This window comes from Limnospira fusiformis SAG 85.79, assembly GCF_012516315.1.
Taxonomy (GTDB): Bacteria; Cyanobacteriota; Cyanobacteriia; order Cyanobacteriales; family Microcoleaceae; genus Limnospira; species Limnospira fusiformis.
Genome location: NZ_CP051185.1, coordinates 5,673,226 through 5,693,934 on the forward strand (window position 1 = coordinate 5,673,226; position 20,709 = coordinate 5,693,934).

Below are 20,709 nucleotides of genomic sequence, written 5' to 3' on the forward strand. Positions count from 1 at the left end.
AGACAAGTGGTAGCTTGTCTCTACGACGGGGAGCCATTTAGCTGGGGTAATTATCAATTATCAATTGTCAATTGTCAATTATGATGTAGGGGCTGATTACCCAGGGAATATTAAAGGGGTTATGTTTTTTTACTTTAAACCCATGCGAATTTCCGAGCAAAAAGAAGCCAAAGCCAATCCATTACTATAATGAACAATACTGGTTCGCAGGCGTAGATTAGGAATCAAATACCAGATCCTCTCCTCAGCTTTAAACTGATCAGACTCAAGCCATAAAGTCAAAACATCATCCTTACCCATGAGATAACGACCCATTAATTGAGTCTGGCGATCGCCCCCCTGCTGCAAAAGTTTTCCTTGTAGGGGACTGTCGCTGACGACTAGGGGAACCAAAACCGCCGAACCTCGTTGCTGATCAGGATTTGATTCTATAGTCCCTTCCCAAGTCAACTTTAAACCCTTAGCTACCAATGCCGTGTCAACGCCATGATGGGAGCAGATGTCTATAACAATAGCATCATCAGGGGAAAGGGCTTCCATGACCAAATTAGATTTACCCGCCTCCAGGCTACCGGAAGTCAAATTGTGTACAGTCCGCTGAGAAAACCACTTTCCCGCACTCAACTCAAAAAATTCGACAATATCCATGATTTTCGTCCATTGCAATTAACCAACAAATAGCTTAAACACTTTGGTTATTCAACACAACTGCTAAAAAGGCGGACCGGATAACTGATAAACTGTGGATTGGTTCAATACCCAAGGAGAACACTGGAAGTGGCAATCGAAATCGGTCAACGAGTCAAAGTCCGGCGCATTAGAGATCGCATACCGGGAAATATCGTTACTCAACTCAAGCAAAATCCATTTGGAACTGTCAAAGGCTTTAAAATGGTCGATGGCAGTGGTATTGGTTTTGTCGTCCAATTTGAAAATAGTCTATCGACTTGGTTTTTTGAAGATGAGCTAGAAAATGCTTAATGACAATCCATTATCCGCGATCAGCGGCTCAGGTGCGGTTCCTGGGATAGGATAAATAACTAATCCATGAGCGATCGCGTAAGGCTTAGGTAGCATATATCGCCTCTCATGGGGGGGTTTTACCTAGACTGCGCGATCGCCAACCATATAGGAAATCATTGATGGCTGTGATTCTGACATTTTTGGGTAAGGGTGGTACAGGTAGAACTACAATGGCGATCGCCACCGCTAAAGGACTCGCCGCCCAAGGTAAAAGGGTTTTACTGGCCACCTCCGACAGCGGGCCAGGACCATCCCTGCTACTGGGAACTCCTTTGACTACGACACCCACCCCTGTAGAAACTAACCTAAAAGCAGTACAATTCCAGTGCGCTGCTTTACTGGAAAGCAGTTGGGAACAACTCAAGACACTAGAGGCGCAATACCTACGCACTCCCTTTTTTAAAAACGTCTACGGTCAGGAATTGGGGGTATTACCAGGAATGGATAGCGCCCTAGCCCTCAATGCCCTGAGAGAATATGATCATAGTGGCGATTATGATGCGATCGTCTATGATGGCAATAACAGCCAGGAAACATTAAGGATGCTGGGAATGCCAGAAATTCTCAGTTGGTACATCCGAAGATTTCGGCAGGTATTTCTGGACTCGGACTTAGGAAAAGCACTATCTCCATTTGTGCAACCCATTGCTAGTACGGTGTTAAGTGTGGATATCTCTGGGGATACCTTCGCCGGACCTACTAAAGAAATGAGCAATGTTCTGGAACAGGGAAAATCCGCAGTATCAGACCCTAACCGAGTTAGTGCTTATCTGGTGACTACGGAAGATGAAGTGGCGCGGGCTACGGCTAGTTACCTATGGGGAAGCGCTCAACAGGTAGGCTTAACTGTGGGTGGTATTCTCCTCAACCAGAGCCAACAAACCAGCTATTTGGCTGACAGCTTCGCCCCCCTGACGGTTACAGCCATTCCAGAAGCTGCTTCCAACTGGGAAACTTTAATCAAAGCCCTACCGGACTTTAGCCAAGCCACCAGCGCCCCGCGTTCCATCTCTATTGATGTCGCGCGCCGTCATGTCACCCTATTTTTACCAGGATTTGATAAAAAACAGATCAAACTCACCCAATATGGTCCTGAACTGACTATTGAGGCTGGAGATCAACGCCGTAATATTTTGCTACCTCCTTCCCTGACTGGTCAACCTGTAACTGGGGCTAAATTTCAAAATGGCTATCTGATTGTTTCTCTTTGACCTCATGGTAGGGTGCGTCAGAAAAATTTCTAATAATTAATACCAGAAAAATCTGACCTGACGCACCACAAATGCGACTGCTGAATCGACCCCTACGGCGATCAGCCCAACTAACTTGTCTGATACATTTACGCGACATTTTTCCGGTTGTTCCCGGACAATGCGACGATAGCACTATTACCGGTTAAGGTAACAGAGGCGGTATCCCGCAAAGCTTTTAGAAAGATTCCAAAAGCACCGTTCCAGTCCCTGGGTAGAGTGAACCCACACTCAGGACATCGGAACACTTTTGAGCCACCTAGCTGGGAATGCACATGACCACAGTGAGTACAGGTTTTGCTGGTGTATTCTTCCGTCACATCTACAACTGTGGTTCCAGTTATCTCGGCTTGATGTCTCAGGGTTAGTTTGAATCGATAATGCGCCCATGTCAGCATGGCGCGGGCAGTCTTAGACCTGATTAGACGCTTCACCTTGACAACCATATCGGAAGTCTCGAAGGTCGGCAAAAAAATTAGGCTGTAGTTGTGAGTCAAGTAGTGAGCAATTTGTTTGTGGGCTTCATCAACTAGATTGCGGATTTTGGTTCTCATTCGTTGAGCCGCTTGCCTCATCCGTCGCCTTCTTGAACGACAGGGTTCCTTGGCGATTCGGCTCATCAAATCATCCAAATGTTGACATAGCCTAGTAATGCCTCCAATATCCCCGGAGCCCAATTCCAGAAACCGAGAGCCATCAAACCCGGTCATAAAAGTTCGGACGCCCGGGTCTAATGCAATCACGCCAGTAGCGTCAGTTGGGGTAACGGCAACTGGTTCAGGGAAAATCGCCAACCATCGACCTTTGGTAAACACCAACTGAGTCCCTTGCCCGCAAGCTTTAGGGATGGGTTCGGAAACCATGAAAATTAATCCTTTCGTTAGTCTTGGATACCAACTCCCTGAAGAGAAATTAGCATCGTTAAACTTGATGGCTTGAGAACTAGCCCGACAGCTCCTAAACCTTGCGCCAGGACTGGCGCTCAAAGCCTGATAGGCATCAAAGATGGCATTTTGCCGAATGTGGCAGGGTGTTTCTTTGACCCATTCGGGTAAGTCACTCTGCATCACTTGATTGCGTAACTTTAACTTGCTTAGTCGTTTACCACTCCGGGATAATGCAATTGCTTGGTTGTAGCAATACCGACAAGCAGCCAGCCATTTACGCCAGACTTGATTTAGCTCGGGGCTGGGGTAAATCCGGATCTTCTTTGACCTGAGTTTTGTATTTACTCCGTCCGTATAATCTGGAGCTAAAGCAGTGGAGGAGGGCGAGGATGTCCTCAACCATTTCTGGTTCTGGACTGAGACTTGTCTCGTTGAGAACCATGAGTGAGCAACTGTTTTGCTCACAGAGCCATCGAAACAAGTCAAATCCCCATATTGCCAATCAGTCTGGGTGGGCAACGACAACCATGCGGACATCTCCTGACAATTGATGTCCCAGTAAGGCCAGCATTTTCTTTCCCTTGAAGTTGAGCCCGCCTCGGATTTCTGAGACGACTTCTGCTTCGGGGTAGAGGTTGGACAGTGCGGCTACCTGTCGGTTGAGGTCTGACTGCTGGGCGCGGCTACTAACTCTGGCATAGATAACGACTTTGCGTTTGTCACTGCCTGATTTGGCAGTATATGACTCAACGTTGTATCGTCGTTGCCCAGCGGGGGTTCTGATGGTCTCGATTGAGCCATTGTCGTCCCATATGCGGAGTGTTCTTTCATGGACTCCAAGGATTTGGGCGGCTTCCTTGGGTTTGACATATCTGGCAATAGGTTTATCCTCAACTCTTCTCGCTTATTAGACCCTATTGCCCTAAAATATTAACCTAATTTGAGATTAAATCATGCTCCAAATAGCTTTTATTGCGATCGAGAGGGGTTTGGTTTGAGTTGGGCAATTAGGACTTGCTGCATTGGGGATTAGCTTTAACGGTTTCTCAGAGATGGGATTTGATGATATTTTTGGTGGAATTTCCACCAACGACTGAGGGGAAAGTAGACTACAGGAGCCAATAAACTACTGAGTATGGCTGAACTGATGGCAATTTTTTGGCGATCGCTCCAAATGTCTGCCAAATCATTTGTAATGGTTCCTAAGCCCCATTGGCTAAATTGTAAGGCTCTGATCATCTCGACAATGATCGCCATGCCAAATACAATCATAGCCACGGAGATAAAATCTTCTTGGATATTCTTGAGCACCAATTTAGAAAGTACGAAGGTGATGACAGCAGCAATGACTAATGGAACCGCATGGCTTGGCTGTGGGGCGCTGATGCTATCACTTAGGAAACCCATAACTAAACCAGCAATAATAGCTTGTGGAAGCGATCGCCTGAGACTCCAAGCTACTAACCAGATGACCGGCCAATTAGGACCAATACCAAACATATCAACACCAGGGACTTCAACCAGCATCAATAAAATACAGGCGATCGCAGAACCCACATTAATCAGAGCATTGAGTAATTGGCCAGTTGTGATATACATTTAAATCTTAAAAATTGGATTATCCAAATCATTTGTATGGGGGGGTTCACCAATCATCTGAACTCGCCCCTACTCTGGGGGTGATGGGTTATTCAAGGCTGAAGACTGTTGCTCATTTTGGTAAACCACCACCCACTCTAAGGAATCAAGGGGAGCAAAAAATGCGATCGCCGCCTCTGGTCCTGTGGCTTTATTAATATCGACAGATACCACCTTACCCACTGGCCAACCCGGTGGTAAGATTTGGCTAAATACCGAAGTTGTCACCACATCTCCCGGTTGAACATCAGGAACAGTATTAAAAAACGCCAGAACTCCCTGATTGTTATTGAGACCCTGCAAATAACCCATCTGGCGACTGCGGGCCACCGCCACACCAATACGACTGGTAGGGTCAGTCACCAGCAGAACTTTACTGGTGTTGGGGGTGACACTAATAATGCGTCCCACTAAACCACCTGGTCCCATAACTAAGGCATTTTCTTTAATACCCGCTTGACTTCCCCGCCCCAAAGTTATCTGTTGCCACCAATGGTCAGGACTACGAGCAATCACCGGAGCCACCACACCTTTAAAATTAGGTCTAGTAGAAACATAGTCCACCAGTTCTCCTAACCTTTTGTTTTGCTGTTCCAATTCTTCAACTCTAGCTTCAAGTCCTTGGATAATAGGATTAAGGGACTCAGCTTGTTGTTGTTGTTCCAATCTTTGTTCAGATTGAAGTTGAAACGGGCGAGTTATCCAATAATAGACCTCAAACAGTGCTGCACCTTGGGTTTGTCTTACCCATAATGCTGTGAAAACTGCTAAACTCAGCAGTGCTAATTGTGAACCGTATCGATTCCACCAGGTGCGTGTACCCATCTATTCCTGCTGCTGCTCTATAAAACTTAAACAAAACCGGATATAGCCGGATATTGATGTTTATTTCTTGCTTCGTCCGGGACTGTCGGCAGCACCCCGTCCACAAGTGTAATCGTCGGAAAGAAAGCGATTTTTCTAAATTTATACTGGCGTTCAAATCTCTATCAATCTTCAAGCCACAGTTTGGACATTCAAAAGTCCGACGGACTAGGGGCATTTTTTGACGATAACCGCAATTAGAACACAGTTGACTGGATGGATAAAATCTATCGGCAATAATCAACTTTGAACCATAACGTTCTGCCTTGTAACCTAGTTGCCGACGGAACTCATAAAATGAAGCATCAGCGATAGAACCCGCCAAACCATGATTTTTCAGCATACCTGACACATTCAAATCTTCAATGACTACTTGGCTGTGGTTCTTAGCCAAAAAAGTAGTGATTTTATGAATGGTGTCCCGCCGAATGTTTGCTACTCTTTGATGTAGCTTTTGAACTTTTAAGAGACATTTGGCCCAATTTTTCGAGCCTTTGACTTTGCGACTTAAATGACGTTGTAATCTGGCTAGTTTTTTGGTGGCTGCTTTATAAGCCTTGGGATTAGAGAATTGGGTCCCATCGGAGCAAGTCGCCCAATTGTTAATTCCTAGGTCTACCCCGATTCTCTCTCGATATTTCGGTGTAATTTCTGGCGTGATTTCTACAAAAAAGCTCATATACCAGTCCCCTGCTTGGCGCGTTAGGGTGACTTTCTTAACCCAACTTTCGGGTAGAGCCTCAAATGTAGAAACCCAGCCCACAAAAGGCAGCTTATGGCGAGTTCCTGACAGATTGAATGGCTTTCCAGAATTGTCAAGCGTAAAACTATCATGGTGGCCTTTCTTCTTAAATTTAGGATAACTGCTTATTCCCTTGAAGAAGCGCTTAAAGGCATCCCCTAGATTAATGAAGGCATATTGATCAACTTTAGAAGACAATTCAGACATCCAAGGATATTGAGGTTTTACATAATGAGTAAAAACCTTTTTGATGGAGTTGACGTTAGGCTTGAGTCCCTCTTCATAAGCTGACATCCATAAGTGTAATCCCCAATTGAACACAAATCGAGCATACCCCGCGTGTTTGGCCATCAAGGTGGCTTGACGGTCATTGAGTTTTAGTTTGGTTCGGAAAGCTTTGTAAGGCATGATTTGATTGTACCATGAATCCGACTTTATGAGTATGTCGTCAGGGAAATTTGGCATGGTCTGGGGTTTGACCGTATATTCATTATTGAGTTGCGAATCTTTTGGGGTATTGTACCTTATTGTCCTAAGATTTTAAGCAAATCTTGGATTAAATTCTGGCTCCGCAGCAGCCTACAAAAATCATTCAACAAAACAGCTACGGATTTTGCAGTTGCCGTGTAAATACCCGTTCAAACTGTTCCATATTCTCTAGTACCCGTCCAGTTCCCAATACTACACAGGAAAGGGGATCTGTAGCCACATGGGTGACAATACCAGTTTCGTGACTAATCAGAGCATCTAAGCCTCTCATCAAAGCTCCTCCCCCGGTTAACATAATTCCTCGATCTATAATATCGGCCGCTAGTTCTGGGGGGGTTCGCTCTAGGGTGCGTTTAATGGCTGTAATAATGTCTGATAGTGGTTCTAGCATACTCTCGCGGATTTCTGCGGCTTTAATGGTCACAGTCCTAGGTAATCCTGAGAGCAAATGAATCCCCCTAACTTCCATAATAGATTGTTCTTCGCCATCAATAGGATAAGCTGAACCTAGATTTATTTTAATCTCTTCGGCGGTTTGATCCCCGATTACTAAATTATGGACTTTTTTCATATATTGGATGATCGCCTCGTTTAGGTCATCCCCGGCGACTCTGAGGGACTCACTCAGGACGTTTCCTTCTAAGCTGAGTACAGCTACTTCTGTGGTTCCGCCACCAATATCAACAATCATATTTCCTGTGGGGTCTACCACGGGAAGACCAGCGCCAATAGCTGCAGCGATCGATTGATCCAGCAGTTTGACATCTCCGGCTCCGGCTTGGGTTGCGGCTTCAATTACGGCCCGTCGTTCTAACCCAGTCACACCACTGGGAACGCCAATTATAATCCGAGGAGCAAAAAGAGGTTTTTTTCCGTCATTAACTTCCCGGATAAATAGTCTCAGCATCTGTTCTGCTGCTTCTACATCTGCAACCACCCCATTACGCAGAGGACGCACAACACGGACGTTTTTAGGGGTGCGACCTAACATTTTTTTGGCCGATTCTCCTACTGCTAATGGTGTTTTGTCGTCTTGGTTAATGGCAACTACGGATGGTTTTTGCAGAACTATTCCCTTTCCTGATACATAAATGAGGGTGTTGGCGGTTCCTAGGTCTATGCCCATGTCCCGTGATAAGGAAAAGCGATTAAAAAAGCCCACTGGTGTTTACGTCCCCAATTTAATTAATTCTTTGTTCAAGGCTATCTTGGCTATGTTGATAGGATACAACCTGCCAGAGGCTGTAGTTTAGACTATGCACCAACAGCACTGCCTAACTCGGTTGATTGGAATACGAGAAAGCGGTTGCTAAGATGACCCCCTAGCAGTTTGCCATATTTTTTTTCTCAAACACCAAATTTTACTGGAAGTTATAACCAGTTTTCTGGTTTGAGTCAATCCTCGTGAACCGATGTGGATTGTAGTATGTTTTGGTCTCAGAGTCTAGTCTTTTGTGAAGACTTGACTACGTGCTGCTATACATATCCGTTAACTTGGTCAGCCCTAATGTAAGGGTTCGGTAGACAAGGCAAGGTTTCAGGACTATCTTATACCAAATCATCCGCTAACCAACTGCCCACTTCACAGAAAGAACTCCCCTGGTTGACTGAGGTAGCCAGTCCAGTCCTTTCCCTGGGAAGGCTACACCAACAAGAGTCTTTGAAGCATTTAGATAAGGCCTTCAGTAACTTTTTTCTGGAATAGCACGCCATCCCAGGTTCAAGTCTCAAAACGGAAAGCAATCAGCGACTTATCCTCAAGGCTTCCCAGTCAATGAATTAAGGAGTCAACTTCCCAAGTTAGGATAGGTGAAAGCCAATGAGCGTTCCCCCGGGTTGGCGATGATTATTGGGGAGAATTATAAGCTGTTTGGATGTGGAAACGGGACAGGTTAACGGTTGATGCGGCTGATCTATTAATTGGATCTACCTTGGGCGACTTTTTGGAAAAAGTCAATATATTGGAGATGTCCTTGAGGAAATGCGACATTGAGGGTGAGGGGATCTTCTGTGTCTAGGGGGTCGCCGGGTCCAGCAACTACTTCTAGTATTCCATCCTCATTGGTTCCTAATGTAAGAGGCTGGCGATTTTTTACTTCTCCCTGGGAACTATCTACATAGATAATAATATTTCCGGTATGGAATGCTTTGCCGATTTCCTGAATTAATAATAAAAAGTTGCGATCGCTACCACCACGCCGGATTTCTAATTTACCATCTACTTGTTGAAATTGGCTATTTACGGTATCACCTACGCCGACGATTAAAGGCATTTGTTGGGGGTCAAAATTAGCTTTGACTAACTCTAATAAATCAGCGATCGCCTGTGGACACTGGCGGACATGAAAATCTGCGCCGAGGGGATAACTTCCGGTGCGTTGAAAATAGTAACGATTCAACAACGCTAAGACCCCGGCTTCCTTAATTGCACCCCTAATCATAAACTGAAAATCGGTAGTACCAGAGTCTCCTAACCGCGCGGGACGTAGAATTTCTGTACCCTGTGCATCTCGGCCTAAATTGGGGGCATAGTGAACAAAAAATGAGTCTTCTAAGCCTTGCGCCCTGGCTTTTTCTAGTAAATCCATCATTAACTGATGAATGTCCTGTTGTAAGTCGGCATAGACTTGATGGTGATTATGGAGGCGATCGTAAAATGAGTTTAAGTTAGCGGTTGGTGATGCTTGATTATCCAAAACGGAAGCATCAATACATTTTTCTATATCTTCAGGGGACAAAATATCCTGATGTGTCTGACAAAATCTTTGTAGTCGGGCGCGAAGAGCACGGGGAACGATCGCCAAAAATTCCAACTCAGCATCAGTAACCCCAGGATGATATACTTGTCCTTGGCGATTTTGCCATTGCACGCCGCCCCCAGCTAAACCGGGAAGATAAAGCCCTTGTGTGGCTACTAAGTTGGGATCACCGATGGCTCGTTCAATGATACCATTTACCCCACGAGTGCCGATGTGTTCTCCATTGGTCAAAACGTAAAAATGACCATCTAAAAGGGAAGCGGCGCGCACATAATCTAAACTAATCTGGCGCTGAAGGGGATCTTTGACCAATCCCATACAAACCCCATCCAAATCCTGAATAATCAAGAGGTTTGGAGTCTGAACCAAAACCTGAGTGAGGGTCTGATGGTCAAGGGACAGAGACTGCTGGTGCAATGGGATTGGGGATAATGGTGTCATGGTGGTGCAAAAATTGACCGCGCGATCGCCACTATACCATGTGGCTGGTATTTTCCCAAGCCATCTCTGGCAGAATGAGGCAGGCTGTGGCAAAATCGCGATAGAGTAGAATGATAATTTAAGATACAAGCAGGGCAGTTCCGGCTGTTCTCGACTGACTCTGATTTTAAGGAAGGAATTGTAATGCAGCGCCAGAATCCAGCCGTTTTAGCATTAATGTCCGTAAGTAGTATTATGATCTCAGCCTTTGTGCTGTCGGTTGATGTAGCCCGTAGTCAGTCTAACCCCGTCGAGGTCAGTCCGGCGGAGGTGGAACGATTACAGAATGAACTGCGACTACAGGAGGCGGTACAGGCGGAAGCGAACCAAATTTTTAGCCGGACAATGGCTTTGTTTAATTTGCTGCTGTTGTTGTTGGCTTTGCTGTTGGCGGCGGCGATCGCTGCTTTGTGGATTTTACGGCGATCGGTAATTCATGAAGTTACTGGAATTGTGGAAACCCATCTAAACGAACTGGGGGACTTGGAAAATAAAATCACCAGCGGGAATGAACAGGTACAAACTTTGATGAAAAGTACCCAAGTGTTAGCTGGTCAATTGAATCAGCAAGCTGAGGGTTTTGAGCAAGATCTGGGAACTCGGCGAGAAGAAATGAACGCTATGCAATCGGAGTTCGTCAAGTCCAGGGAACAGGCGCTATTAAAGTTTGAAGAGCAGATTCAGGAACTACGGGAAACCCGAGAACATTTACAACGGGAATTAACTGCCCGTATGGGAGAACTGAAACAACAGGTGGATGAACGGGGAGAGTTGGCTCAACAGGATTTACAGAGGTTGGTGGATACTCTGGAAAATGAATTTTCTCAGGTTCATAATGATTTGGGAAATCGGCGAGAGGTATTGTGGGAGCAGTTGCAAGAGTCGGCTGGTCAATTTTCTACAGAATTAGCACAATTGCAAGATCAGACCAAACAGGAACAAAAGTTAATTGTTGATAATTTGAAACAGCTTGGGGAAGTATCAACGCGGGATATTTCGACGGTGCCAGATGATGTTAATGAACAAAAACAAGCGGTATTGTCTCTGTTAAAGGGTGCAGAAAGGGAGTTTTCTACTCAACTGGCACAGTGGCAACAGGAAGTGAGAAAACAACGAGATTTAGTGTTGGAAAATATCAGCCAAATGGCGGCGGAGTTTTCGCCTCAATTGTCAAATATTCGTGAGCAAGCGGAATTGGAAGCTCAGAAAAAGGTGGAAGTTGCTTTATCAGATTTGGAGAGGTTAGGGGAGACTCTGGCGACTCAAATTGCTGATGCTCAGTTGAAAATTCAAGATCGGATTCGGGATAAGTTTCAGTCTCTTAAACAATTGGAAAGTGAGTTTGTCGCTCAGGTTACGGAGGCGCAAACGGGTATCCAAGGTCAGAAACAGCGGGTTTTACAAGAGCTGGAAATGTTGCAAACTGATGTGGGAAATCAGTTGAATGGTTTAAAAACGGAAATTCGCGATCGCAAAGATGGTACTTTCCAGAAATTAGATAAGTTTGAAAGTACATTATCTGAACAGTTAGAGGTGATGCAGTCTGATGCGGAAGGAGAGAAACAGCGGATTATTAAACAGTTGGGAACGGTTTATTCGGAAGCACAGAATCAAAAGGATGAAATCTTGGCGAAATTGGTGATGCTGCAAGAGTCTGCGACTACTGAGAAACAGCGCATTTTGCAGGATTTGGCTGAGATTTCGCCGACTTTTATCGCTGAGTCTGCTTTGTCAGAAATTTTGCAGAAGTTAGCAGCAGTTAATGAGGATATGGCTAAGATTAAGGCGGCAAATCCTGAAATGTTTATGACTGCGGAAGATTATGTGCATCAGGGTAATTCCTATTTTGCTAAGGGTCAGTTTGAGGCGGCTTTAGAAATGTTTAATCAGGTGGTGACGCGGAAACCTGATGATTATCGAGCTTGGTTAAATCAGGGTATGACTTTAAGCCGTTTGAGACGGTTAGAGGAGGCGATCGCTTGCTATGATCGAGCTTTAGAATTGAAACCGGATTACCATCAGGCTTGGGTCGATCGTGGTGTCGCTCTTGGAAAGTTACAGCGCCATGAGGAAGCGTTTGAGTCTTTCGACCGAGCGGTGAAGGTGCATCAAGATGATGGGGTGGCTTGGTTAAATCGGGGTATGGCTTTGGATGTGTTAGAACGTTATGAGGAGGCGGTTAAGTCTTTTGATGTGGCGACCCACTGTGATCCGAGTTTGGCCAAAGCCTGGAATTATCGGGGTTATACTTTGCTAAAATTGGAGCAAGATGCGATCGCGATGGATAGCTTTAAACGGGCCTTAGAGGTGCAACCAGATTATGCTGATGCTTGCTATAATTTGGCTATGGCTTATGCCATAAATAGTCAGGTTGATTTGGCGACTGAACATCTGGAACAGGCTATTAACTTAAATCCCCGATATGGGAAAGAGGCTCGCACTGATCCTAATTTGGAACCGATCGCTCGTCGGCTGCGTTCTTAGGCTTCATGTTGAGGAATATCAAGTTAGTTCATGTTTTCCATACCATAGACACAGCCAGTCTAACCCCTGCCTAGCTATTTTGACAATGGTATAACTGCTAGGGAAGTGCTGGCTGTAGCCGAGGGAATCCCCAAATTTGATCAAATTTTGACAGTGACTTTACACCTGCAATTAGACTAAATAACCTTAATCACAAAGGCTAAATATTTGTGGAAGGGTTGATTTAGGTCAGTTATCGGAAATATAGGGCAATTAAAGGGGTCTATCAATGGCAAGTTTGGAGAAACCTAGTGGAAATTATGACCCCGGGGAAAAATCCTCGGCATTACATTATACTCAGTCCGACACTGAGATAGTGCAGGAGAAAATTTATCAGTATTTTATCGAGAGGGTAAAACAGGAAAAACCCGATGAAGTTTTGGCTAAATTTGAAGCACTATTTCTGAAATTTGCTGGCCCGATTGACAGGGAAATTAAACAAAGTTTTCAGTATCTGATTGCTAAAAATCAACAGCAAAAATTTCAAGAATTAATCAAGCGCACTTGTTATATTTTAATCAATAACTGGTATGTAGGGAGATATTCTGAGTGTGTACAAAAACTAATTACCAAGCTGAATGAAGTTAGAGAGCAGGAGTTTGGGGGTGATGAAGAACATATTTGTTTACATAATTGGTTAATTCAATTTTTAGATAGTTCTGATTATCAAGATATTAAGGCTGTCACCCAGGTAACGGTTAGTCAGAATTGGAGCGATCGCTATAAAACCTATTTATTAGTTTCTCAATATGCTAACCCTGAAAACTCTTGGGAACATCGAGAAGTAGCGAGAAATTTATCACAAAAACTCCGGGACACATACAAGTTTGAATTAGCTATGTATTTATCCCGTTCTGAGTCTTCCAATTATCCCCAGAATGATTTAAAAAATCCTACCCATCTTGGTTCGGAAGTTATTACTTTAATTAAAAAGGCAATTTCTACTCAAAGTGTCTCGAAAAGCAAAATCAAAGCCGACCAATTGTTACAAGAGGTAGAAGCCTTAAAATACCGAGAATTTAAACATAAGTTTTATGATTATTTGATTTTAAATTTTGACTCCAAACATCCCTTTAATGTGATTAGTTCCCGCCTAGATAAAATGCTAAATGATTTAGGCAACCAATGGAGCGATCGTCATATTAATGGCAATATGATCCAGATAGTTTGTAATCAGACACTGGAATTTTTGACAATTGGGAGTAATGGTAATCCTTCCCCTAATTTCACTTTGTCAATGAAGCACGCCACTCATTTGACATTAGCAATTATTTTAATGAAAGTAGTTTTAATTTCGGCCAACAGTCGAGAGCATCTGGATTTGTGTATTTCTCGGATTATTAATTATTATCAAAATTCCGATGAACAGCAATGTAAAATTGTCATCAATTTTTTAGAGGTTTTCAACTTAGTATCTACTTTGTTCACCGAAAATATACAGTATAATTTAGTCTCGATTAAATCTGATGATGGCACATTACCAGCCCCGACCGATCTAGAAACATCTCGGCTATTTTCTCAGTTCCAAGGACAAGACCTGCGCCAGAAAAACTTGAAAGGAGTGAACCTCAAAACCATAGATTTTAAAGGTGCAGATATGCGCGAAAAAAACCTCAAAGGAATGAGTTTAATTAAACTAGATTTGCGACTGGTAAATTTAGCCAAAGCGAACCTGAGCCATGCTATTCTCAACGGTTCTAAATTAGCTGTTGCTAATCTGAAGGGAGCTAATATGCAAGAGGCGAGTTTGGTAAAAACAGACCTAAGACGTGCGGATCTTGAAGATGTGAATCTGAGTTATGCGAGTCTAACAACTGCTCAGTTACAACGAGCGAATTTGCGATCGGCTTGTTTAATTAAGGCTAATTTAATGGCAGCCAGTTTAGAAGGCTGTGACCTACAGGGTGCCGATCTAAGTAATGGTAATTTAGAATCAGCTAAGTTAAACCAGGCTAATTTAGCTCATGCTAATCTACGGGGAGTTAATTTACGCAATGCGAACCTACGAGGCGGTAATTTAGAAGGCGCACATTTAGAAGGTGCTGATCTCAGGGGTGCAGACTTACAGGGTGCTAATTTCAAGGGTGCTAACTTACACAGAGCTAACTTTTATCAAGCTAATATTACAGAAGGTAATTTTAATGGAGCAAACCTGAGACGAGTTAATTTTAACCGCAGCGATTTACGGGATGCTGAGTTAATCAGAGTTGACCTAAGTAAAAGTCGTTTACGCAGTGCTTGCTTACAGGGTGCTAATCTAAGTCAGAGTAATTTAAAGGGTACTGATTTTACTCGTGCTGATTTAAGTAATGCTAAATTTAACGGTGCTGATTTGAGTTTTACTTTAATTCGTCATGCTAATTTAAGTGGGGCTGATTTAACCAATGCTAAACTTGAAAAGGCGAATTTATTTGGTAGCAATACTGTAGGTTGCATCAGAAATGATGTATAAATTTTAACAGAAACTGTTAGAGAGTTACTGAGATTATGGAACCACCAGTTGAGCGTTTTCGCCTATCGGAAACGGCTAAAGACCAATTGATTAAACTCAAACGAATCACTAAAATTGACCAATGGAATATTTTATGTCGCTGGGGTTTCTGTCGTTCTCTGGGGGAGTCGAGCCCTCCTTCTCCGGTGCCGATCGCTAATTATAGTAATGTGGAACTAACCTGGCGGGTGTTTGCGGGTGATATGTCTAATATTTTAACAATTGCTCTCAAGCAACGCTGTTATGAGGATGGCTTGGGAACTTCGCCGGAAACCCTCGAACAACAATTTCGGCTACATTTACACCGAGGTATTGGCTATTTGGCGGGGGATAGTGAACTGCAAACCCTGGAGGACTTAACAGATTTAGTGTTAAAATAAGAGTATTCGTGATCTGGACGTTTAGCGATCAAAGTGCTGTAATGGTTAATAATAGACTGTGAAAGTATTGGATAGGCGACTTTGCTTATGTAACCAATATTGAGCCCGGTGGAGTTATGGCTAATCCGGGTTTTTGTAGATTTTGGGGGATTGAGATTATGGAAACCATTAAATCCAGAAAATACCATAATGTTATGGAAGATCTGGTGTCTGAGGAAGTCCGACGACAGTTAGTTTCGATGTCTCCTCGGCTAACTCAATATATTAAACGGGTGGAGGTAGAAACCTATGCTTTAAACCGTTTACCACCTCTTTATGCTTGTAGTAGAGAAGGATGGCTACATCAAAAGCGGCGGGGGACTGATGACTGTTATGAGCAGGTGAAAATAGCAGTGCGTCAGGCTTTGGCTGCTGTTCAACGGGATTTGTTGAGAAGTTCGACTCCCTTGGTAGGGGATGAGGAGGAACACAAAACTGCGACGACAGCTACTCATCCCGTGACGAAGGGATCTAAAGACCCTGAGCAATATCAATATTTGCGTAAAAGTCACTCTTATTACAACCGTTAGGGGTTATTCATAAAGTTGCTTAACTCCATGCTAATTAATTCCTGTGGGATTAATTCTGGGGAGATTGTTTCTGGTGGGGCGATATCTGCTCCTAAAACAATGCCTTGCTGATGGTTTTTTAAACCTGGTACGGCGGATTTGGCTTCGGATTCAGATTTACTATCGGGTTTAGTCTCAGGTAGCTCCGGCGGTAATTCAGTTTCTGGGAGGGGTTGATCGGCTATCCAAGCAATGCCACCGAGGGAAGCTGCTAAAATGGCGGTATAACCTAAATATAGGTGAACCGAATTCAGATAAAACCTAGAGTCTAATTCAATTTTTGACCAAGAACGAACTAGGGTAGGGTCAGGACTGGGAGTGGGTAGGGCTCCGGCTAAAGCACTGCCGTTCAGTCCGAAAGCATTACCTAAACGACATATAAACCCTCTCAAATAGATATCTTCGGGTAGGCGATCGATTTGACCTTTTTCGATCGCTTGTATAACTTTAACTGGGATGAGAGTATAATGATGAACTTGCTGTAAGGTGATGCCATGCTCGGCGCGAGTTTTTTGTAATTTTTTGCCGATTTGACACAGGCAAATTTCCCGCCTTTTTTGGGATTTTTCGGCCTGTTGTGCGGGGGTGAGTTTTTTGGGTTTTTTCTTCTTGGTTGTGGGGGTCTTGGGTTTGGGGGTGGAATGTTTTTGAGGGGTTTTTAGTTGGCTATGGGAGTTGTCGTGATCCTCTGGTGAGGATAAGGGAGAATTATCTGTTGGCGGTTTGGGTTTTTCAGTAGATACTTCTACGGTTGATGGGGATGAGGGGGTTTCAGATGTGGTCTCAGGTGTTGGAGAATAGACCGGAGGCTGTGGGGGTGGAACAAGGACGGTTTGATCAGCACTGACCAACATCATTCTCTGCTGTCGGATTAACTGTTTAACAGAAAGCTGGATCGCCTCTCTACCAACTGCTTTGATGACTATTTCAGCTTTAGTGGCGACTTCCCCTAACATTTTTTGGAGGCTTTGCAGAGCAATCTGATAAACCTCGCTTTTGTGAAGTTCTGCCTCAATCTTATATAAAAGCGATCGCATATCCTCTGAGGAAATCTCGGCCGCCATCCCGGTGGCGCTGAAGTTAACTGTGGGATTAATATCGTGCATTATCGGTCTCCCCTAATCCAAGTGCTATAATTCATTTTTCTATGGGTTGATTCTCAGTCCGGATGAGGATCAAAAGAATCTTGATTGTGTCCTGTGTCGGTAAAGTCGGCTAGATAGCTGAATTAGAGGAGGGTTTCAGGGAAGGTCGGCTATATCTTATAATTAGGTATTTATATTACCCCAACCCAGCTAAGGTAAATGCAGCCCAGTAGTAGGGGTTAGCAAAAGGAAAATCTTGTAAGTTGAAGCTGGCTAAAATGGTTTTTTGGTCATTAATTTGTTTGAGGTTTTCCTGAGATGTTATCTGTTCAAAATAGCTCTCTAATTCGGGCTGGTAAGTTGCCATTAACTCGGTTTTGGTTAAACTTCTGAGTCTAATTTGAGCCTGTTTGAGGGCTTCTAGGGGGCTTAATTCTTGACGATATTGATAGTAGAATTGGCTAAAGAGGGTGGTGGGAATTTCTCCGGCTGACCATAGGGGATAAATAACTGTTGTGGCTCCCATACCCAAAAAGGCACTACTAAAGTTGATGAATTGTTGATCTATTGGGGAAGGGTTGCGGTTTGGGTCGGAAGCTGTTGTACAGGTCCGACAGCGGGAAATGAATACTTCTAGGAGTTGGGGCGATCGCATATTGAACAAGTCTTGTAGAGATATGGATTCTGTGCCTAAATTGAGTTGAGAGGATAGGGGATTGTTGGTATTAAAGGTAATGGGATTTCCGATATATAAAACTTGGGCAGATTTCAGTAACTTTTGATACTGATTCAGATTAATCTGGTCATTTAGCAACTGTTCTGAGGGGATAGAATAGCGTTGGGCTAAGGCTGCACATTCATAAGTTGCTAGTAGTGAGGTAGGTTGAGAATTGCCAATTAATCCCCATGGGGTTGAGGTGTTTAATGCTGTTATCTGAGAATGAGGCTGAGACTGGCGGGTTTCTCTAACTTGACTGGATAAATTGAGAATATGGCTACTGGGGGCGATTCTGACCCGGAAGCGATCGCCTAAAAATTCCTCGCCGCCAGCAATTGGTAAAGCCACAAAGGAACAGCGATGTAAGACTAAATTCGGAATAATTAGCAGTTCGTCAACTTCCACAAGATGTTCACTAATTAGGCGGTCAATATCCAGACGTTGAGCCAATTCTGCTAACATCCCTTTCATGCGATCGCGGCTATTTGTTGGGCTGTCTATATCCAATTTTAGCCAGTAATTAGTCAACCAAGTTTCTAAGTTTTCCCCTGATTGATCAGGACATATATGCAGGGCAATCTCTAGGGTGTTTGTCGATGACCAAGCATCATCATTACTTCCCTGTTTTACTATAAAAATATAGGCACATTTGTCGGATGTATAGAAACTCAATAAAGCCGTTCGAGAATGTATGAAATTCTGTAGGATTTCTTGACTCCACGGTTCAACTCGCAGCAGACCAGCCAGGAAGGGGTCTAGGGAGCGTATCTGATTAATCAATTGGTCAGTTTGAGTATCCAAACCATTGAGTGTAGCTGTTTCCGCCCGGAATATAGCAATACTATTCATCCTAATTCCTGCTGCTGCAAACTGTTTCATTTCATCAGACTGACGGCGAAAATGGAGAGTGTCAATTTGCTGATGAAGCCGTTGATATTTTTCGACAAGTTCGGTTAATTGTTGATCTATTCCGGCATAATTATTGGACAGCAAGCGGACTAAATGTTGAATGCGGAAACGTTCCCCATATTCAAAAGCTAACTGTTGCTGATCAGCATTAATACAGGTCTGCACCATGCGACTATATAACCCGGCGACTTCCCTAGTAACTTCCTGGCGATGAGTGGTGGGAATAATATTTGTGTAACTGGTTTCTACAGTTTCAATAGCGCGACTATAACCTGCTATAGCCAAGGACCAGTTTTGCTGCGAAAATCCGATATCCCCCAGATGTCTGGCTGCTAGTAAACAGTGCATAGGAAGGGTCAAGGGGGTGGTTTTTTCTAAACTTTGTTCAAAGGCTTGAATCGCATTATCAAAGTCTTTAATAGCTTGGTATGTCTGACCTAAATTATTAAGTGCTTTGACTTCTTGGCGCAAATCTCCGGTTTCTCTGGCGATCGCTAAGGCTTGTTGATAGTTGTCAATGGCATTCTGTCCTTCTCCTTGGCGATAATAGGTGTCGCCTAAATTGAGTAAAGCGATTATTTGTCCTTGGGTTGACTGAATTTTTTGGGTTAACTCTAGGTGCTGTTTATGGTAGGCGATCGCCTGCTCTAAATCTCCTTTAATTTGATAGGTCATCCCGATATTACTCAGACTATTCGCCACCCCAAAACTATAATTAATACTGCGGGCAATTTTGAGGGCTTGATGGTGGGTTGCGGTGGCGTTATCATACTGTTTTATGGCAGTATATGCACTCCCCAAACTAGCTAAAAAGCTGGTTTCTCCGAATTTATAACCTAGTTCCTCGGCTTTTTCAGCGGCTTGTTTGGTATGGGCGATCGCTTCTTCGTAGCGCCCTAAAGTTGAGTATAATTGACCCAAAGAACCCAGCACATTTACCTCGCCGAAACGATAGTTAATTTTTTGGGTTATTTCTAAAGCCTGCTGATAGCCAAACAAGGCTTGATCATGTTGACCAATAGCATAGCAAACATGGGCGAGACTGCTGTAGGCGTTGGCTTCTCCCTGGGGATATTGAGTTTTTCTGGCTACAGCTAAACACTGTTGATGGGCGGATATAGCTTGTTCATATTGCCCTAAAGAATGATAGATATTACCTAATTTGCCTAAACAATTAATCGCCCCACGATGGTTATTGACTTCCTGATAAAGAATTAGGGCTTCTTGCCAAGATTTAAAGGCTGCTTGGAAGTCATTATTTTGGAACTGTTGAACTCCCTGTTTGAAAAGTTCCTCAGCTTGGGATTGTTTAGCTGTAATTTGTTCAGGAGTTAGGGCTGGTAATTCGGCTTTTGGTTGTTCAGAAACTTGGGGGGATGCTGTGCTGGCGACTGCTGGTACAGGTTTAGCTACTTCCTGGGGTGGAGGCGCTGGCATTTTCTGCTGAATGAGGGTGGAGACATTGCCAAACTCTTGAATTTGAGTGGCTATTTCTGTTAATCGTTGGGCATCTTCTTCACAATTGCGATCTGCCAGAACTTGGCAAACTTCCTGTACAAATGGCACAAAATCCTCGTCAATTACAGCCATATTGGCTTGGAGGACTTGCAGAGATTTCTCTGGAGAGTAGACAAGCAAACTGTAAACAATTTCGTAGTAGGCTTGCTGAAGATTTTCATCCATTGCGATCGCGATTAATTGTTTAGGTCGGTAGGCTTTGCGCCTGGGGTACAGAGCCAGAGATTATGGGAAAAGTCCCGACAATGCCTCCCGCTCAAATTTTATCAAGATTAATAGCTATTTACCACAGACTTGATCTAATTTCCGTTAATTGTTGCTATTCTCCATGGGGATGGTTGCATA

At 43.8% G+C, this 20,709-nt stretch carries 14 protein-coding genes and 2 pseudogenes; 6 read left to right on the top strand and 10 right to left on the bottom strand.

The window, feature by feature from the left end; translation table 11 throughout:
* Positions 1 to 129: 129 nt before the first annotated feature.
* Positions 130 to 648, bottom strand: coding sequence for a phycobiliprotein lyase (locus tag HFV01_RS26345; protein WP_006622212.1), 519 nt, complete (start codon positions 646 to 648; stop codon positions 130 to 132).
* Positions 649 to 777: 129 nt separating this feature from the next.
* On the opposite strand from HFV01_RS26345, the gene petP reads away from it, so the two are divergent.
* Both petP and HFV01_RS26355 read left to right on the top strand, forming a co-directional pair.
* Positions 778 to 981, top strand: coding sequence for a cytochrome b6f subunit PetP (gene petP, locus HFV01_RS26350; protein ID WP_006622213.1), 204 nt, complete (start codon positions 778 to 780; stop codon positions 979 to 981).
* Between the two features lie 161 nt (positions 982 to 1,142).
* Entirely contained in the window at positions 1,143 to 2,234 is a 1,092-nt protein-coding gene (locus tag HFV01_RS26355) for a Get3/ArsA fold putative tail anchor-mediating ATPase NosAFP (RefSeq protein ID WP_006622214.1), read from the top strand.
* Positions 2,235 to 2,362: 128 nt separating this feature from the next.
* Here the strand turns inward: HFV01_RS26355 and HFV01_RS26360 are convergent, their stop codons facing one another.
* The 7 genes and pseudogenes from HFV01_RS26360 to stpA all read right to left on the bottom strand — a co-directional run bounded on the left by HFV01_RS26360 (position 2,363) and on the right by stpA (position 10,093).
* The gene (locus HFV01_RS26360; protein WP_318286306.1) at positions 2,363 to 3,478 is read right to left on the bottom strand and encodes an RNA-guided endonuclease InsQ/TnpB family protein; all 1,116 of its coding nucleotides are present in this window, start codon (positions 3,476 to 3,478) and stop codon (positions 2,363 to 2,365) included.
* Positions 3,435 to 4,040: pseudogene (locus HFV01_RS26365) on the bottom strand (IS607 family transposase). Before HFV01_RS26365 ends, HFV01_RS26360 begins: the two are co-directional and overlap by 44 nt.
* A gap of 155 nt (positions 4,041 to 4,195) precedes the next feature.
* Positions 4,196 to 4,759 carry a rod shape-determining protein MreD gene (mreD, locus tag HFV01_RS26370; RefSeq protein ID WP_006622216.1) on the bottom strand — a complete coding sequence of 188 codons (564 nt, stop codon included), beginning with the start codon at positions 4,757 to 4,759 and terminating at the stop codon, positions 4,196 to 4,198.
* Positions 4,760 to 4,828: 69 nt separating this feature from the next.
* Complete coding sequence (gene mreC / locus HFV01_RS26375) at positions 4,829 to 5,623, bottom strand: rod shape-determining protein MreC (protein WP_008051723.1); 795 nt, start codon at positions 5,621 to 5,623, stop codon at positions 4,829 to 4,831.
* 60 nt (positions 5,624 to 5,683) lie between these two features.
* Positions 5,684 to 6,812 (bottom strand): annotated as a pseudogene (locus tag HFV01_RS26380) (RNA-guided endonuclease InsQ/TnpB family protein).
* A gap of 196 nt (positions 6,813 to 7,008) precedes the next feature.
* Positions 7,009 to 8,019, bottom strand: a complete 1,011-nt coding sequence (locus tag HFV01_RS26385) for a rod shape-determining protein (protein ID WP_006622219.1) — start codon at positions 8,017 to 8,019, stop codon at positions 7,009 to 7,011.
* Positions 8,020 to 8,809: 790 nt separating this feature from the next.
* Positions 8,810 to 10,093, bottom strand: coding sequence for a glucosylglycerol 3-phosphatase (gene stpA, locus HFV01_RS26390; protein ID WP_006670180.1), 1,284 nt, complete (start codon positions 10,091 to 10,093; stop codon positions 8,810 to 8,812).
* A gap of 183 nt (positions 10,094 to 10,276) precedes the next feature.
* Between stpA and HFV01_RS26395 the strand changes: the two genes are divergently transcribed.
* From HFV01_RS26395 to HFV01_RS26410, 4 genes are all read left to right on the top strand, one after another.
* Complete coding sequence (locus HFV01_RS26395) at positions 10,277 to 12,616, top strand: tetratricopeptide repeat protein (protein ID WP_006622222.1); 2,340 nt, start codon at positions 10,277 to 10,279, stop codon at positions 12,614 to 12,616.
* 268 nt (positions 12,617 to 12,884) lie between these two features.
* Positions 12,885 to 15,107 carry a pentapeptide repeat-containing protein gene (locus HFV01_RS26400; protein WP_006622223.1) on the top strand — a complete coding sequence of 741 codons (2,223 nt, stop codon included), beginning with the start codon at positions 12,885 to 12,887 and terminating at the stop codon, positions 15,105 to 15,107.
* 35 nt (positions 15,108 to 15,142) lie between these two features.
* Positions 15,143 to 15,526, top strand: coding sequence for a DNA sulfur modification protein DndE (gene dndE, locus HFV01_RS26405; protein ID WP_006622224.1), 384 nt, complete (start codon positions 15,143 to 15,145; stop codon positions 15,524 to 15,526).
* A 158-nt stretch (positions 15,527 to 15,684) separates the two neighbouring features.
* Entirely contained in the window at positions 15,685 to 16,095 is a 411-nt protein-coding gene (locus tag HFV01_RS26410) for a late competence development ComFB family protein (RefSeq protein WP_231296453.1), read from the top strand.
* Here HFV01_RS26410 and HFV01_RS26415 read toward each other — a convergent pair.
* Both HFV01_RS26415 and HFV01_RS26420 read right to left on the bottom strand, forming a co-directional pair.
* The gene (locus tag HFV01_RS26415; protein WP_006622226.1) at positions 16,092 to 17,240 is read right to left on the bottom strand and encodes a helix-turn-helix domain-containing protein; all 1,149 of its coding nucleotides are present in this window, start codon (positions 17,238 to 17,240) and stop codon (positions 16,092 to 16,094) included. The two genes, HFV01_RS26410 and HFV01_RS26415, sit on opposite strands and share 4 nt — an antisense overlap.
* 175 nt (positions 17,241 to 17,415) lie before the next feature.
* The gene (locus tag HFV01_RS26420; RefSeq protein WP_006670179.1) at positions 17,416 to 20,529 is read right to left on the bottom strand and encodes a CHAT domain-containing protein; all 3,114 of its coding nucleotides are present in this window, start codon (positions 20,527 to 20,529) and stop codon (positions 17,416 to 17,418) included.
* Between the last annotated feature and the right edge of the window lie 180 nt (positions 20,530 to 20,709).